Origin of the sequence: Exiguobacterium sp. s125 (assembly GCF_018618605.1) — a bacterium.
Classification (GTDB): Bacteria; Bacillota; Bacilli; order Exiguobacteriales; family Exiguobacteriaceae; genus Exiguobacterium_A; species Exiguobacterium_A oxidotolerans.
In genome coordinates this window covers 374,683-390,855 of record NZ_JACSMI010000002.1, presented here as the reverse complement: position 1 = coordinate 390,855, position 16,173 = coordinate 374,683, and the positions used below count along the sequence as shown (strand labels likewise).

The window sequence follows — 16,173 nt, the reverse complement described above, 5'->3', positions numbered from 1 at the left end:
GTCCGTTAGGACGAAGGAGCAACGGCTTGCGCCTCGCCCGAGGAAAGCAACGAAAAAAGACGCTTGATCTCCCGATGGCACTTTGTCTAAAGCCTGAAGCGCGTTTTCACGCGATGATAAGAGGCGGGCAAGTAACGAAAAAAAGAAGCTGTTATTGCCTAAGACTATGCTTAGACAGTCGATATTTGACGGGATGGACCATGACACACGAAACGCCGATAATCCCGTTTTTCATACGGAATCATCGGCGTTTTTTCAGGAAGATTCTTTTCGTTTGCGAGAGGTAAATACTCTTCTCACATCACGCGTTTAAACAACTTCTCCAGTTCATATGTCGTCCATTCGATGATGACCGGTCGGCCGTGTGGACACGTGAACGGCATCTCGGTTTGTGACAGGTCGACGATCAACCGTCGCATCATCTCTTCATTTAAAGGATGATTGGCTTTGATTGATTTTTTACAGGCCATCATGATCGCCGCATCTTCCCGGTACTGTTCGATGTCGACTTTTTGTTTTAACAACGCTTCATCCATCAGTTCTTGAATCGTCTCTTCCTGCCGGTGCGAGGGAAACCAGGTCGGCACTTCACGGACGATGAAGCTTTGCGGTCCAAACGCCTCCAGCTCAATTCCGACTTCGAGCAGTAACGGTAATGCTTCTTCCATTCGTTTCATATCGTCAGACGAGACTTCAAACGTATACGGCAATAACAGTTGCTGTTGCTGCTCGAGCGGACGACCAAACATCACTTTGTACGTTTCATACTTGATGCGCTCCTGGGCAGCATGTTGATCAATCAAATACATCCCGTCCTCGCCGGAACAGACGATATAGGATGAGTGCAGTTGACCGATGACATCGAGATGGGGAAACTTCGGACGATTGTCCTCCGTTTGTCCAGCGTTCGCTATTACTTCTTCCCGTTGCTCCCCTTCGAAGCTGACTGCTTGATCAGCCTGTCGTCCTTCCGTCTCATGAACCGCTTCACGTTTTGGAATCGGATAATTCCAGACTGCACGCGACGACGTATCTTCAACCGAATCGACGCTATATGAGAAATCGAGCCGTTCCTGCGCACTCGGGTCTTTTTTAGGTTTTTGTTTCGTCACTTGCGGAATCAACGTCTCGCGACTGAGTGTCATTCGAATCGTCTCTTGAATCAATTGACATAACTCTGCTTCCTTCGACAAACGAACCTCCCGTTTTGCCGGGTGGACGTTGACATCAATCAATAGCGGGTCCATCGTCACCTCGATGACGGCAATCGGAAAACGACCGATCGGCAGTAACGTATGATAACCATTCAGGACAGCTTGCGACAAAGCAAAGTTTTTGACCGACCGCCCATTTAAAATCAAGGTGATGTAGTTTTTCGACGCCCGTGTGACTTCGGGTTTAACGAGATGACACGTCAATTGATAGTCCGCATTCGATGCTGTCGCAACAAGTGCCCCTTGAATCGTCTGATGCCCATAGACGCTCGCTAAAGCTTGCCGGACGTCTCCGGAGCCATTCGTCTGGATCAACACTTTCCCTTCATGGACGGCACGGAACTTGACCTCCGGGTGCGCGAACGCCATCCGGTTCAAGACATCGGTGATTGCCGCAAGCTCCGTATGTGTCGTCTTCAAATACTTCAGGCGGGCTGGTGTATTGAAGAATAAGTGTTCAACGGTCAGTTCTGTTCCCCGGTTCATCGCGCTAGCCGAACGATCGAGTAACTTTCCGTATTCGAGAATCAATTGGACCCCTTCTTGATCGGCTCGTTTCGTCTTCAGCGTGACTTTACTGACGGACGCAATCGAGGCCAATGCCTCGCCCCGAAAACCGAGTGTCTTGATCCGGAACAAATCGTGTTCATCCTTAATCTTACTCGTCGCGTGACGAACGAAAGCGAGTTCCGCATCTTCCGGATAAAACCCGTGTCCGTTATCGCGAATCGTCATCCGTTTCATCCCTGCTTCTTCAAGTTCGACATCGACTTGTGTCGCTCCGGCATCGAGTGCATTTTCGACGAGCTCCTTGACGACGGAAGCCGGTCGCTCGACGACTTCTCCCGCCGCGATCCGGTTTGCTAACGAATCCGATAATTCACGAATGATGCCCATCCCTTATCTCCTCACTTTCTGGCTTCTGCTTGCAACCGATACAACGTATTGAGTGCATCGAGCGGTGTCATGTTAATTAAGTCGAGTGTCGCAATCGTTTCCTTGACAGGGTCCGGTTCTGCGAACAGGCTCATCTGATCGATTGGTGCCTCGAGTACTGGCGGCGTGACGTCGACCGGTGGTTTGACGCTTTGATCAGCTTGCTCGAACTCAGACAATAGCACTTCTGCCCGCGAAATCAAGGTTTCCGGTAAATCTGCGAGACGGGCAACATGAATCCCGTAGGATTGATCGGCTTTCCCGTCCCGGACTTCATGCAGGAATACGACCCGCCCGTTTTGTTCGACGGCGCGGACGTGGACGTTCGCAAGCTTCGCAATCGTTTCCTCGAGCACCGTCAACTCATGGTAGTGGGTCGAGAAAAGCGTTTTTGCGCCGACCGAATCGGCAATGTGCTCGACAATCGCTTGGGCGAGGGCCATTCCGTCATACGTTGACGTGCCCCGACCAATTTCATCCAGCAAGATAAGTGACCGATCCGTCGCTCGTGCCAATGCCTCTTGTGTCTCGACCATCTCGACCATGAACGTCGATTGTCCACTGACTAAATCATCTGCTGCCCCAATCCGGGTGAAGATTTGATCGAAGACGGGAAGTTCTGCCCGTGACGCTGGGACGAACGAACCGATCTGGTGGAGTAAGGCAATCAAGGCGAACTGGCGCATGTAGGTCGATTTACCGGACATGTTCGGTCCCGTAATCAATAACATTTCACGTGCTTCGTCTAATGCGATTCCGTTTGCGACATATTCCCCGCGTGGTAAGACCGTCTCGATGACCGGATGACGGCCGTCTTCAATCGCTACGCTTCGACCGTTCGTCGTCACCGGACGAACGTAATCATGTGTTTCGGCGATTTCCGCGAGCGCGACGAGGACGTCGAGTTCCGCAATCCGGCGGCTGACCCGTTGCAAGCTCTCAATGTGTGTTTTGACTTGGTCACGGACACCACAGAAGAGTTCATATTCCATCGTGATACTTTTTTCTTCCGCTCCGAGAATCAAGGCTTCTTTTTCTTTCAATTCCGGCGTGATGTAACGCTCAGCATTCGCAAGCGTCTGTTTTCGTTCATACCGTCCTTCTGGGAGCAACTTGGCGTTGGTACGTGATACTTCGATGTAATACCCAAACACACGGTTGTAGCCGATTTTTAACGTTTTAATGCCCGTCGCCTGCCGTTCACTCGCTTCGAGTGTCGCAAGCCACGTCTTCCCGTCTTTTGAAGCCGTCAGCAATTCATCGAGCTCAGCGTTAAAGCCGGTCCGGATCATCCCACCGTCCTTTGTTGAAATCGGTGGGGCTTCGACGAATGCCGCATCAAGCAACGCCGTTAACTCGTCATGCGGATCAAGTCCAATCGCTAATTGCCCGAGACGCTGGCTGAGCAGTTCTTCGAGCGCTGCCTGTATCCGTGGAATCAATCGTAACGTCGTTTTCAGTTGGACGAGATCACGGGCAGAAGCCGTTCCGTAGCCGACTTTTGCGACGAGTCGCTCGAGATCATAGACTTCTCTTAACGTATCTTTCAACTGGTGCCGCTCAAAGTAGTGTCCAAGCAGTTCTTCGACCGCGTCGAGCCGCTCCGTAATCGTCTGTTCCGACAAGAGCGGTTTTTCAAGCCAACGCTTAAGCATCCGGCCGCCCATCGCTGTTCCCGTGATGTCGAGTAATCCAAGCAACGAACCCTTTTTGTCGCCTGTTCGTGCAGAGCGGACGAGTTCCAGGTTTTTGACCGTATTCGGCTCGAGCTGCATAAAGTCCGTCGCTTCGTAGACGAGCGCCGGTTGCAAGTGCGACAAGGCACGTTTTTGCGTATCATGCATGTAGGCATAGAGGACAGCGAACGCATCCGCTTGTGCCGCGTCGATCGCCCGGTCACCGTGTGGATGACTTTCACGGCGCGTGCTTTCCGTCAACGGGATCCGTAACGACTGTAATGCTGCTGTGTGCTCCGGATTCGTCACGACGATTTCCCGGGGCAAGATGATACTCAGTTCCTTGATGACGGCGTCGAGCGAAGTAACACTCGTCAAAGCACTCTCGCCTGTCGAGACGTCCCCGCGGGCAATCCCGAACCGTCCTTCCTGTTCAGCGATTGCGACGAGGTAACGGTTTTCCTTTTCCGTTAAGGACGACATTAAAGTACCCGGTGTGATGACTTGAATAACTTCTCGTTTGACGAGTCCTTTCGTCAACTTCGGATCTTCGACTTGATCACACAGAGCGACTTTATATCCCCGTTCAATCAATTGTTCGATGTACCCGTTCGCCGCATGATGCGGCACGCCGCACATCGGAATCGGATGTTCAGCATTCTTCCCGTTCTTCGCCGTCAACGTCAGCTCCAGTTCATGGGCGACTTGTTTGGCATCATCAAAAAACAATTCATAAAAATCACCGAGTCGATAAAATAAAAAGGCATCCGGATAATCCGCCTTAATTGAAAAATATTGTTTCATCATTGGTGTGTTGTGTACTGCTTCCATCTTTCCACCTCATTCGTAGAAAAAGCCGACGGATTTCCGTCGGCTTCCCCATTCGTTTCATTGATTAATAGCCGCAACCGCCGCTTTTGTTTTCAGCTTCCATCCCACTGCCCGTTTTTCCAGCTAAGACATCGCCATCCGTTGCTTCGATGATTTGATCCGTAATCCCGTTCGAGATTGTCACCGTGATGTACTGAAGTAAGCCGTTGACTTCTTCTTGCGACTCTTGGAACTGTTGGACGACCGGCATCTCATCGAGCTCAGCAAATAATTTATCCAGTTTTGCTTCAACACGCGCGAGTGCCTCTGTTTTTCCGTAGTGCTGGCAGTTGACTGCCTCTTTTTGGAGGAACTTGATTTGTTTCATCATCTTTTGGACTTTTTCGTTGCCATTGATGTTTGCCTCTGCCGCTTTAAACCGTTCGACTTCTGACGTTTCAGAAATCATTTTCGCGATTTCATTTGCTTTTTCGATGATTTGTTCATCTGTATACATACACATTCGTCCCCTCTATGTCGAGCGGTCAGACCGCTACTCGTCGTTTCTGCGAACGATGACTCGTTCTGTCGCATTCATTATACCGTTCTCACTAGAGGGTGACAAGAATAGTTCCTTATTCAATCGAACGCCACAATAAGTAAGCAGCGTGACTGCGGTACGGGGCAAATTGTTCGGCGAGAACAATCGCTTCATTGACAGTCGGACGAACGCCATTCAAGCGTTCGAATGCCCGCAAGATTCCGATATCGGACGCCGGAAATAAATCTCTGCGTCCGTATCCGAACATCAACACATTTTGGACCGTCCAGGGACCGACGCCTTTTAAGGCAATCAATTGTTCCGCGATGACCGCATCTTCCGCCTGACGGAGTTGTTCAAAGTCAAGATTTGCGGTCGCCGCCCGTAACAAATAATCGACTTTACGACCCGATAGCTGCAGCGCCCGAAGTTGTTCTTCCGAAGCACCCGCAAGTTCAGCTTGCGTCGGCGGAAAAACGACGCCGTCGATTGTCGTCCCGAATGTCCGAAAGACCCGGTCTGTCAAGACACGTGCGAACGACAGGTTGATTTGCTGATGGATGATGGAGCGAATCAATGCTGTAAACGGATCAACATCGAGCACAAGCCGTTCCGCACCAAACGTTTCAACAATCGGTGCCAGCGTCGTCCGCTTTAATTCAAGGGCCGGGTTCGATTCATCTAAACGAAACCGCCGGCGCATCGCGTCGACCATCGGTTGTTTTGGTCCATCCCCCGCCAACACGATCGTTCGACGATCGTCCGCCCGGATTTGACCAATCCACGGCACTTCGTCGATACGAATTGGAATCCGTAAGGCATCTGCCGATTGTTGCTGTAACGAATCATTCAACAGGCGGGTCCGGACGCCCTCAAAATCATAATCAGTCGTCAATGTTACTTCTTGTTGCCACATCAGAAGTCTCCTTTTACGCAAAAAATAGTTTGACTCCACCTAAAATTAAACCGATGAAAAATCCACAAATCGCTCCGTTGACCCGAATCCATTGTAAGTCGTTTCCGACTTTATCCTCAATCATATGAATCAACGTTTCCGTATCGAACCGGTTCAAGTTCTCACGGACGAGTCCGCCGATCCGCGCATGGTTTTGGTCGACGAACCGGACGAGTTGGTCTTTCATCCAGCGGTTGCTCTCCTCTTTGAACGTCGGATGGTGTTCCCACTCATCAAGCGCCTGGTTCATTAAAGGCAGTGCCCGTTGTTCCCAAAATGCATCTGATATAAAGTACGTCTCTAGCTCTGCGATGCCTGACGTGTAGGCACGATCGAGGATCGGCTCTAAATCAATCCGTTCGATTTCTTGCATCTTCCACGCATCGATTTTCCCTAATCGGACATCATCTTGTGCGAGCTGTGCCAAATTCCGACGGATGTGATCGATGATCGCCAACCGATTTGGATGATGGACGTGTTTCATGTCTTGAATCACACTCAAAAGGACACTTTGGATGACAAGGCTGAGGCGTTCCTCCGAATAGACTTTTTGGACCGTCTTCGCTGTCACACGTAAGAAGGTATTTTTTTCTTGATCAATCATTGCCTGATAGGCAAGTCGTCCGATTTGATCGCGGATGACGGGGTCCTGCAAGAGTTTTTGTCCGTAACCGAGCAGTTGATCAATCGCCAACTCATCGAGTCGGCGCTCATCGTTTAAATCGATTAAGCGATCGGCTAATTTCTTCGCCGGGTAAGCACGAATCGTTTCAACGATTCGCTCATCGACCGCCTTGATGATTGATGCCCGCGGAAGCTTTCGTAAAATCCCGATCAATAATTCCGTCACGGTCGATCGAAACGCTGGGACTAACACAAGTGAACGTAATAATTTGATGAAGCGATCTGCAAGCGTCATGTGGCGCAGCTTTTCGACGATGCTTTCTTTGTTCAATAAATCTTTTTCGAGCATCTGGACAATCGATTCGATGACCCGTTCCCGATTTTTCGGCAGCAAGTTCGTATGTGGAATCTTTAAACCGAGCGGATGACGGAACAGGGCTGTAATCGCGAACCAATCGGCGATTCCACCGACGAGACCGGCCTCAAAACCACTTTGAAGCCAAAAAATCCAAGCATTTTCTTTAAACGGTAGCGACGCGACAAAACCGACTGCCATAAAAATCAACGAGACGGTCGCGAGGCGTCGTGTCGAAGATTTTGGTGTGTTCACCTCGTGTTGCAAAACACTTCCTCCTTTTCGTAGAAAGGGATTGATTGAGCGTATAGTTGATTATACGTTACCCCATTCTGATAAGTTTCGACAAGAAAGAGCCCCAGCCTCACCTGACTGGGACTCATTATGTAATTAAAACGTGTATTCTCCGAATTTTTTGCCGTCCCACGTCGCCGTTGCCGTTGATACGAAATAGACTAATCCGTTTCCGAATGTGTTCTCCATTAAAGAAACAAGCTGTTGTCCGTTCGTTTGTTCGACAAATGCTAACCGAACCTCTTCCTTGCCTTGATAAATTCGTTCATAGACACTCAGTCCTCGGGCATTGATGAACGTTCGTGCCGTTGCAAAAACAATCGGCCCGACTTCCGGACGACGCTCCTGGATGAAGAGTTGACATTTTTCCTCAAAGGGATTCACGCGATTCACTCCTTCTCTCTTTTTATGGTCATGACTACTTACTTCCCGTCTCTCCCCCATCATAATCCTGTTCTGACAAAAAAGCGACCATTCGGCCGCTTCTTTCATCATTTCACAAAGTCATTCAAATCTTGACACCTAACTGTCGGGCGACATGAATCGCTGACGTCGACGCACCGATTGTCCCTGCCCCCGGAAAGACGGTATCGCCAATGACGTAGAGATTCGGGACACCGGTCCGAAATGATGCCGCGCGGAACAAACTCGTTGAACGCAATTGCGGATAACCGCCGACGCCACCGTCCGGTCGTGACGTGTAACGCACCCAGGCGCCCGGTCCACCAGGATGACGTTCGATTGCCTGCTCGCGAAAGCCGGGAAACTCCTGTTCGACAATCGTTTCGAATACATCCTGCATTCTTTCAATCTGATGCCCGTAATGTACGTTGTCCGTAGCATCAAAGTAACCAATCGGGACGTGACAGGACATCGTCAATGTCCGTACGCCCTCCGGAGCACGTTTTACATCACCCGAACGTGATAATGACAAAAAGGCATGACCCGACGGTAGCCGTTCATCATGAATTTGTCGAAAGGCACTATCGGATGTAACCAATTTTTCCGGAAAGGCAGCATAATACGTGAATGTGGCCCATTGCGCCAGTTTCCTTTGTCTTGCGTACGTCCGTTTAAGCGTCCGTAAAAGAGGTGGACTGACGAGACGCTGCATCGCTTCGAGTGGGAGCGCACCGATGACGACATCCGCTAGCAATAGACGACCGCGACGATCTTCTAGTAAAAAACCATCTGCCGTTTGCATGACCGACGTGATTTTACGACCAAGTAACATCGTCGCGCCGTCATGTTCTGCCGATTCTTTCAGGATTTCTGCGACTCGATAAAGACCGCCCGGCACATAGTACGCACCATCGTGATAAATCGATAAGGCAACGGCACCGAGTAACGCGGACGCTTCCTGACCGGTCTGCATACTGTCTAATAAAATCCCGTCCACCAGCCGAGCGAAAACCGATCCTTCCAACCCATGGCGCCGTAACACTTGTCCGACGGTCTGTGTGACGTACGGAAGTAAAGGCAGGCTCGATTGCGCTTCTTTTATTATCAACTGTGCATCGTACAAAGTTCGTACAGGTAGTGCCGGAAGTGACTCCATTAAAGGAGCGACATGACGTTGAATCGTATCGATTTCTTCAAAAAATGCGCCGATTTGCTGCGCCTGTTGTGGGAATACATCCTGTAGTTCCCCGATGAATCGAGCACGGTCACGGTAATAGGCAACATCGTGCCCGTCGATTTTAATCGTCATTACAAGATCAAGTAACTCCGTTTCGACATCTAACCCCAAGTGTTGCAAAACCCGGTCATGAATGCCGCCTCGTTGAAAGCCCATCCCGAGTGTCGCGCCGACCGGGTACGTCAAGTCTTTCCGGGTGAATTTGCCTGCGGAGCCCCCCCATTCGCGACTTCCTTCAAGCAATGTCACGTCATGCCCTTCTCGAGCGAGGAGTGCCGCCGCTGTCACGCCGGCAATCCCTCCGCCAATAATCGCGACGCTTTTCATTGATCGTCCTCCTCTTCCAAGACTAGATTTTCTTTAAATAAGAAATCGCGTACTTCGCGGAAGACCGGTTCGCGCCGGTGAATCGTGAAGTGATCATACTTATATGACTTCGTCTGGATGTTGTCCGTATAATCTTCGAGCGTGAACGAACTGTCTAACGGAATCAAATTGAAGTCGCCTCCTTTGGCACCGAAGGAGTAAACAAGGACATCACGCGGCCATGTCTCGAGCCGCGCTTTCAACCGTTCGATCGCCTTTGAGTTCTCTGCTAAATCCTGAATCGCCGGACTGTTCGTATTCGTCCCGAACGGAGCAAGCGTCAAGCCGAGCGTCGCATAATTTGATCCACCAATCGGTGCATCAAGCGTGACGACTTTTCGAATCGTATACGGAAGATTTTCATTCAACGTATATTCGACGACGTCGACTCCGCCCATACTGTGACCAACAAGTTGGATGTCGGTAAACGTCGCCTTTTGTTGCTTGTCATACTGAGCGATCGCGGCTTCAAGCCACGTCTGTTGCTGCGCAAGGCTTGCTTCATCGTCTTCGAAGATGATACGAACGAGCGGGAAACCGGTCGATGAGTCCTTGACTTTACAGGTTACCTTCCCGGTCCGATCAACATCACATCGCCCTCCGTCATCCGCTAACTTTTTTTCCGTAAAGTTTTCAATCATCGGTAAGAAAGTCCGTTCCGTCCCGAACAAGCCATGCACCATGAACGTCGGGACAATCTCCCCCTTCGATTCCGTCACGATTTGCGTTGTCGGCGGCGGGGCACTGGCCGTCTCGTCAGCAAAGATTAACCAAGCACCACCTCCGAGTAACAGACAAACGAGTAGCGAGATACTGATTGTCTGAAGTTGCTTGCGGCGTAATTTCCGCACGTGGTGGATGATCCAAAACGTCAAGAGACCGAGTCCGATCAATAAGACGACCCCTGTGATAATCCAGCCCGTCGGATTCGGAACGTATGCCACGAGTTGCAATTGATTGTCTTTCGTCCCGTATAATTTCCACGAGACGTCATTGTAGTTCGCCCAGTCGATTTTCTCCGCATTTTGCAAAGCGACGACTTCCGGGACGTGCAGTTTAATCTCGATGTCCGCTTGGCGGATGTAACGATCGGCTAACTTTTTAACTTGACCTGTAGGATGATAGCCCTTGATATTTAAGCGATCGATACTTAAGTCGATGTTCGTATTTAAACGGTACGTATTAAACCAAAAGCCTTCATGCTTGTCCACATCATACGTCGTATCGGGCGGAATCAAGATTCCCCCGACACCTGTCTTCCATTCATCTTTAATCGAGGCCAAATCTTCAAGGTTCGCGAAGGTTTTTTCCATACGAAGTCCTTCATAGTCGTCCTTCGTTTTGAAGGTCGACGCTGCATAGCCGTTTTTTTCAGCCTGCTTCGCATACATCTCCCAGTCCGGATTAAAGTTCAACAATCGTGCGACCGGATGTTCTTTTGCTGCATACGTCGTCTTCAAGGTGACACTTTGATCCAGATGGACAGTCGCATCATACTGAATGCGAATGCAGCCACCGAGCAAAAACGTCAGCATCAACAGCGACGCCAGCAACAGCTTTTTTTGAATCGTCATAAAGCACGTGCACTTCCTTTCTGAAGTTCTCTTTTCCCTATCATACAATCGAAAAAACAGCCGAATCAATCATCGGCTGTTTTTCTATCCTGTTAAATCAAGTTTAATTCTTGTCCGACTTGTTTGAAGGCTTCAATTGCTTGTTCTAAATCGCCACGCGTATGCTCTGCCGTAACGATTGTCCGAACACGTGCTTTCCCTTTGGCAACGGTCGGGAAGGCAATTCCTTGCGCGAAGACGCCGTGAGCACGCAGTTGATCGGATAACTTATGACAAAGCGCTTCGTCCCCGACGATGACCGGTGTGATTGGCGTCGTCGATGTCCCGATGTTAAAGCCAAGATTTCGTAGTCCTTGTTTAAAGAACTCTGTGTTTTCCCAAAGACGATCGAACAGTTCCGTCTCTTCTTCCATTACCCGCAGTGCTTCCCGATTTGCTTCGACGACTGCCGGCGGATGTGACGTCGAGAAGAGGAACGGGCGCCCTTTATGGATTAAGTAATCTTTAACATGCTGTTCACACGCGACATACCCGCCAAGGACACCAATTGCTTTCGACAAGGTACCGACTTGGAGGGCGACACGACCGTCAAGCCCAAAGTGGTTGACCGTCCCGCGACCACTTTTTCCTAAAACGCCTGAGGCATGCGCGTCATCGACCATGACAAGCGCATCGTACTTTTCTGCGAGTTCGACGATTTCCGGAAGTGGTGCGATGTTACCGTCCATTGAGAAGACGCCGTCCGTGACGACGAGTCGTGTCCGTGCGTCTTGCGTCTCTTGGAGCGCTGCTTCAAGATCAGCTAAGTCGACGTGTTTGTAAATGCGGCGTTTCGCTTTCGTCAAGCGAATCCCATCGATAATCGAAGCATGATTAAGGGCATCGGAAATGACGACATCCTCTGGTCCGAGCAGTGCCGACAAGACACCGAGGTTCGTCGCAAAACCTGACTGGAAGACGAGTGCTGCTTCCGTATGTTTGAATGTTGCGAGTTCTTGTTCGAACGCTTCATGCATTTCGAGTGTTCCCGCAATCGTCCGGACCGATCCTGTCCCAGCACCGAATTCAAGCGCTGCATCCGCTGCCCGTTTTGCGAGGCGCGGGTGCGCTGCGAGTCCGAGATAATTGTTTGAAGATAGCTGAATCAGTTCTTTTCCATCAATCGTCACACGATTGTGTTGTGCACTTTCGAGTGGTACGAGCTTGCGGAATGTCCCCGCCGCTTTCATTTCCTCTAATTCTGTCCGTAAGTGTTCGAAACCCATTAATTCGTCCCCCTTGGTTGTAGTACAACTTTGCCACATTTCCCTTGGCGCATCAATTCGAAGCCTTCTTCAAATCGTTCGAGCGGTAATGTATGTGTGATTAACGGCTTGACATCGACCTTGCCGCTTGAAAGAAAGGCTGATACTTGGCTCCATGTCTCGTACATCTTCCGCCCCGTGATTCCTTGGACGCGGACCCCTTTAAAGACGACATGGTTCGTCAAGTCGATTTCAACCGGTTTGACGGGCAGACTTAAGATGTTGACATCTCCGCCTGCCGTCACCATTTCAAAGGCTTGACTGATCGCGACCGGATGACCACTCATCTCGCAGACGACATCGATTCCGTCGCCATCCGTCATCATCATGATCCGTTCGATGACATCATCATGGCGTGAATCAAGGACGACATCTGCGCCCATCGTCTTCGCAAGCTCTAACCGATACGGATTGACATCAATCGCGACGACTTCCGCTGCCCCTGCCGCTTTCGCGACCGAAACGGCCATCAAACCGATTGGACCACAGCCGACGATGGCGACCGTCTTGGCACTGACGTCGCTTGCAAGTACCGTGTGGACGGCATTTCCCATCGGTTCTTGAATCGACGCGATGCTTGCCGGCATTTCTTCCGGATTGACCCAGAGGTTTTCTTCCGGCATGACGACGTACTCGGCAAAACAGCCTTGCGTATCGACACCGATGATTTTCGTGTTTTTACAAATATGATACTGTCCCCGTAAACACTGTTTACATTGATGACAGACGATATGCGTCTCAGCCGAGACATGATCCCCAAGCTTCAAACGTTTTGTCCCTTCGCCGAGTTCGACGACTTCTCCCGAAAACTCATGTCCGAACACGTATGGCGGATTGACACGAGACGCGGCCCAGGCATCCCATTCGTAAATGTGGACGTCTGTCCCGCAAATCGAAGTCGCTTCAACGCGAATCAATACTTCACCGCGTCCCGGGACAGGAACCTCGACTTCTTTCAAGACCGCTCCAAAACCACGCTCTTCTTTGACGAGTGCCCGCATCGTTTTCGTTTGCGTCGTCTGTTCTTCCATCGTCACTAATTTTGTCATATTTCCCCGACTCCTTCATGGGTCTTACCTGTTTCTCTAATCGGTAATGACCAAATGTTTAGCATCCCCAAAAACCAAACCATCATTCGACTCTATTTTACATGAATTCCGCAGCGAGTTGGTTAAATGTTTCTTCATTCATTTCAAGATCGGCAAACGTCAGTCCCGTCTCATCATACCCATCGATTTGTGACTGATAGTCGAGCCGCGAATCATCTTGATAAATCAGACCCATGACGAGTCCGTCGTGCTCATGGACGACGCGTTTCGCTGTATCGAGATTTGTTGCATCATACCCCTCAATCTCGTCCAGCTTCGTCAGATTTTGTTTGAACCAATCGTACGTGTTGACCTTGTTAAACGTCACGCAAGGACTGAAGACATTGATGAAGGCAAACCCTTTATGTTCCGTCGCCTGTTCAATCAGCCGCGTCAATCCTTTCAAGTCGTTCGAGAAACTTTGGGCGACGAACGTCGCGCCGGCAGTCAAAGCAAGCTCGACCGGTGAAATGCTCTTCTCAATCGATCCCTTCGGTGTCGACTTCGTCTTGAATCCGGGAGCTGACGTCGGTGATGTTTGCCCCTTCGTCAAGCCGTAGATTTGATTGTCCATGACGATGTACGTCATGTCGACATTTCGTTTGAACGCATGAACCGTATGCCCCATCCCGATCGCAAATCCGTCGCCGTCCCCGCCGGACGCGATGACTGTCAATTCCCGGTTTGCCATCTTGACGCCTTGGGCGATTGGTAGCGAACGACCGTGGACACCATGAAAACCATAGGTGTTGATATAACCAGAAATGCGGCCGGAACAGCCGATTCCAGAAATCAAAGCCAGTTCTTCCGGCTCAAGACCGACGTTCGCGACGGCACGTTGAATCGCTGCTTGAATTGAGAAGTCACCACATCCCGGACACCAGTTCGGTTTGACATCATTTCGAAAATCTTTAAAGGTTGCCATTAAAAACGCCTCCTGCTACTACCTGTTCTACGACTTCTGCCGGATAGAACGGATCACCGTTGAATTTCAAGATATGTTCAATCTTGTCTGCGAACCCACAGTTCATCTGAATCAGTTTCGCGAGTTGACCGGTCGCATTGTATTCGACGACGACGACTTTTTTCGCCCGCTCAAGATGTGGCCGGACGAGTTCACTCGGGAACGGGTGCATTTGACGAATATGCAAGTGATCGACCTTCATCCCTGCATGCTCTAGACGTGGCATCACTTCTTCAATCGTCCCGCGCGTCGAATTGAAGCCGACGAACAGGATGTCTGGTGTCTGATGCTGTTCCGTCACAAGGACAGCGTCTGCTAGACGGAATTGATTGAGTTTGCGTAAACGTTTCGTCATTTGATCGACCCGGTTCTTCGTTGCTTCCGAGGGACGTCCTTCTTCGTTATGTTCGACGCCCGTCACGTGATGAATCCCGTGTTTCATTCCCGGGACGACACGCGGACTGATCCCGTCTTCCGTCACTTCATACCGTTTGAAGTAGTCTTTCCCGGCAAGTTCCGGTAAGTCGCCTTGCAGTAATTTTCCGCGTCGGATTTCGACACGTTCTAAGTCGAGCGGTTCGACCGATTGTTTTCCGAGCGATAACATCAAGTCGGTCAAAAGGATGACCGGACATTGGTACTCTTCCGCAATATTAAAGGCTTCCGCCGCATCATAAAACGCTTCTTCGACCGTCGACGGTGCAAGGACGACTTTCGGAATCTCGCCATGCGTACTGTAAATCATCGCCATCAAGTCCGATTGTTCTTGTTTCGTCGGGAGTCCCGTTGACGGTCCTCCTCGTTGTGTATCGATGATGACGAGTGGTGTTTCCGTCATCCCGGATAACCCGATGGCTTCCGCCATCAACGACAGTCCTGGTCCAGCTGACGCCGTCAAGGCACGGACACCGGCATAGTTCGCGCCGATCGCCATCGTGACAGCTGCCAGTTCATCCTCTGTCTGAACGACCGTTCCCCCGAACTGTGGTAATTTCTTGATTAAGTACTCCATGATTTCTGACGATGGTGTAATCGGGTAAGCCGCCATCAAGCGGGCTCCCCCTGTCACGGCACCAAGGGCAATCGCATCGTTGCCAATCATGAACATGCGTTGCTTCCCGTCGGCCGGTTCCAGGATGAACCGCTCGGCATGGAGTGCCATCTCTTCAAAAGCAGCTGCTCCTTCCCGAATCGCCGATAAGTTCTTTGCGACCATCTCCGGACCTTTGCGACCAAAAATTTGTTCGACGACGGCTTCAAACCGTTCTGGATCAATTCCGAGAATCGCACTTGAAGCACCGATCGCGACCATGTTTTTCATCAGTGCGGTTCCAAGACCCGCTGCGATTTCCGTAAACGCAATCGGATAGAGATCGGCACGCGAAGCATCCGGATTCGTCGGCTTGAACTTTGCGTCGGCAATGATGATTGCCCCCTGGCGTAACTCGTGGAAATTGACATCGATCGTCTCTTGATCAAATGCCACTAAAATATCGAGATCGTCCGCGACGGTCCGAACTTCATGTGTCGCCACACGAATCTTATTGTTTGTATGTCCACCTTTAATGCGTGAAGAAAAGTGACGATATCCATATAAATAATAACCAAGACGGTTGAGGGCAATCGCAAAAATCTCACCTGTCGATTCGATTCCCTCCCCCTGCTGTCCGCCTACTTTCCATGATAATTGATTGTACATCGACGTTCGCTCCTTCTCTGTCCCCTGAAATGATGGAAGCGTCTTACTTTACTATCCTCCCTCATGATACCGATTTACAGATACTTGTACAATCCTCCCCCGGAAATCCGTTCGTTTTTTTGATTTTCGTCACG

12 protein-coding genes are annotated in these 16,173 nt (G+C 50.3%); all 12 read right to left on the bottom strand.

The window, feature by feature from the left end; translation table 11 throughout:
• Positions 1 to 296 precede the first annotated feature (296 nt).
• On the bottom strand, positions 297 to 2,111 hold the full coding sequence (gene mutL / locus KNQ05_RS09630; protein ID WP_214805230.1) for a DNA mismatch repair endonuclease MutL: 1,815 nt from the start codon (positions 2,109 to 2,111) through the stop codon (positions 297 to 299).
• A gap of 11 nt (positions 2,112 to 2,122) precedes the next feature.
• Positions 2,123 to 4,657, bottom strand: a complete 2,535-nt coding sequence (mutS, locus tag KNQ05_RS09625) for a DNA mismatch repair protein MutS (protein ID WP_214805228.1) — start codon at positions 4,655 to 4,657, stop codon at positions 2,123 to 2,125.
• A gap of 64 nt (positions 4,658 to 4,721) precedes the next feature.
• On the bottom strand, positions 4,722 to 5,159 hold the full coding sequence (locus tag KNQ05_RS09620; RefSeq protein ID WP_029333202.1) for a YlbF/YmcA family competence regulator: 438 nt from the start codon (positions 5,157 to 5,159) through the stop codon (positions 4,722 to 4,724).
• Positions 5,160 to 5,271: 112 nt separating this feature from the next.
• Positions 5,272 to 6,093, bottom strand: a complete 822-nt coding sequence (locus tag KNQ05_RS09615) for a DNA-3-methyladenine glycosylase family protein (protein WP_214765285.1) — start codon at positions 6,091 to 6,093, stop codon at positions 5,272 to 5,274.
• 13 nt (positions 6,094 to 6,106) lie between these two features.
• Positions 6,107 to 7,378, bottom strand: coding sequence for a DUF445 domain-containing protein (locus tag KNQ05_RS09610; RefSeq protein WP_214805226.1), 1,272 nt, complete (start codon positions 7,376 to 7,378; stop codon positions 6,107 to 6,109).
• 123 nt (positions 7,379 to 7,501) lie between these two features.
• Complete coding sequence (locus tag KNQ05_RS09605) at positions 7,502 to 7,789, bottom strand: hypothetical protein (protein WP_029333199.1); 288 nt, start codon at positions 7,787 to 7,789, stop codon at positions 7,502 to 7,504.
• Between the two features lie 124 nt (positions 7,790 to 7,913).
• Positions 7,914 to 9,371 carry a phytoene desaturase family protein gene (locus KNQ05_RS09600; protein ID WP_214805224.1) on the bottom strand — a complete coding sequence of 486 codons (1,458 nt, stop codon included), beginning with the start codon at positions 9,369 to 9,371 and terminating at the stop codon, positions 7,914 to 7,916.
• Positions 9,368 to 10,984 carry an alpha/beta hydrolase gene (locus KNQ05_RS09595; RefSeq protein WP_214765293.1) on the bottom strand — a complete coding sequence of 539 codons (1,617 nt, stop codon included), beginning with the start codon at positions 10,982 to 10,984 and terminating at the stop codon, positions 9,368 to 9,370. Before KNQ05_RS09595 ends, KNQ05_RS09600 begins: the two co-directional genes overlap by 4 nt.
• Before the next feature lie 92 nt (positions 10,985 to 11,076).
• Complete coding sequence (locus KNQ05_RS09590) at positions 11,077 to 12,249, bottom strand: glycine C-acetyltransferase (RefSeq protein ID WP_214805222.1); 1,173 nt, start codon at positions 12,247 to 12,249, stop codon at positions 11,077 to 11,079.
• Positions 12,249 to 13,337, bottom strand: a complete 1,089-nt coding sequence (gene tdh, locus KNQ05_RS09585) for an L-threonine 3-dehydrogenase (protein WP_214771647.1) — start codon at positions 13,335 to 13,337, stop codon at positions 12,249 to 12,251. The genes KNQ05_RS09590 and tdh overlap by 1 nt, the downstream gene beginning before the upstream one ends.
• Positions 13,338 to 13,434: 97 nt before the next feature.
• Complete coding sequence (locus KNQ05_RS09580) at positions 13,435 to 14,301, bottom strand: 2-oxoacid:ferredoxin oxidoreductase subunit beta (RefSeq protein ID WP_088836709.1); 867 nt, start codon at positions 14,299 to 14,301, stop codon at positions 13,435 to 13,437.
• Entirely contained in the window at positions 14,288 to 16,039 is a 1,752-nt protein-coding gene (locus tag KNQ05_RS09575; protein WP_214805220.1) for a 2-oxoacid:acceptor oxidoreductase subunit alpha, read from the bottom strand. The genes KNQ05_RS09580 and KNQ05_RS09575 overlap by 14 nt, the downstream gene beginning before the upstream one ends.
• Positions 16,040 to 16,173 lie beyond the last annotated feature (134 nt).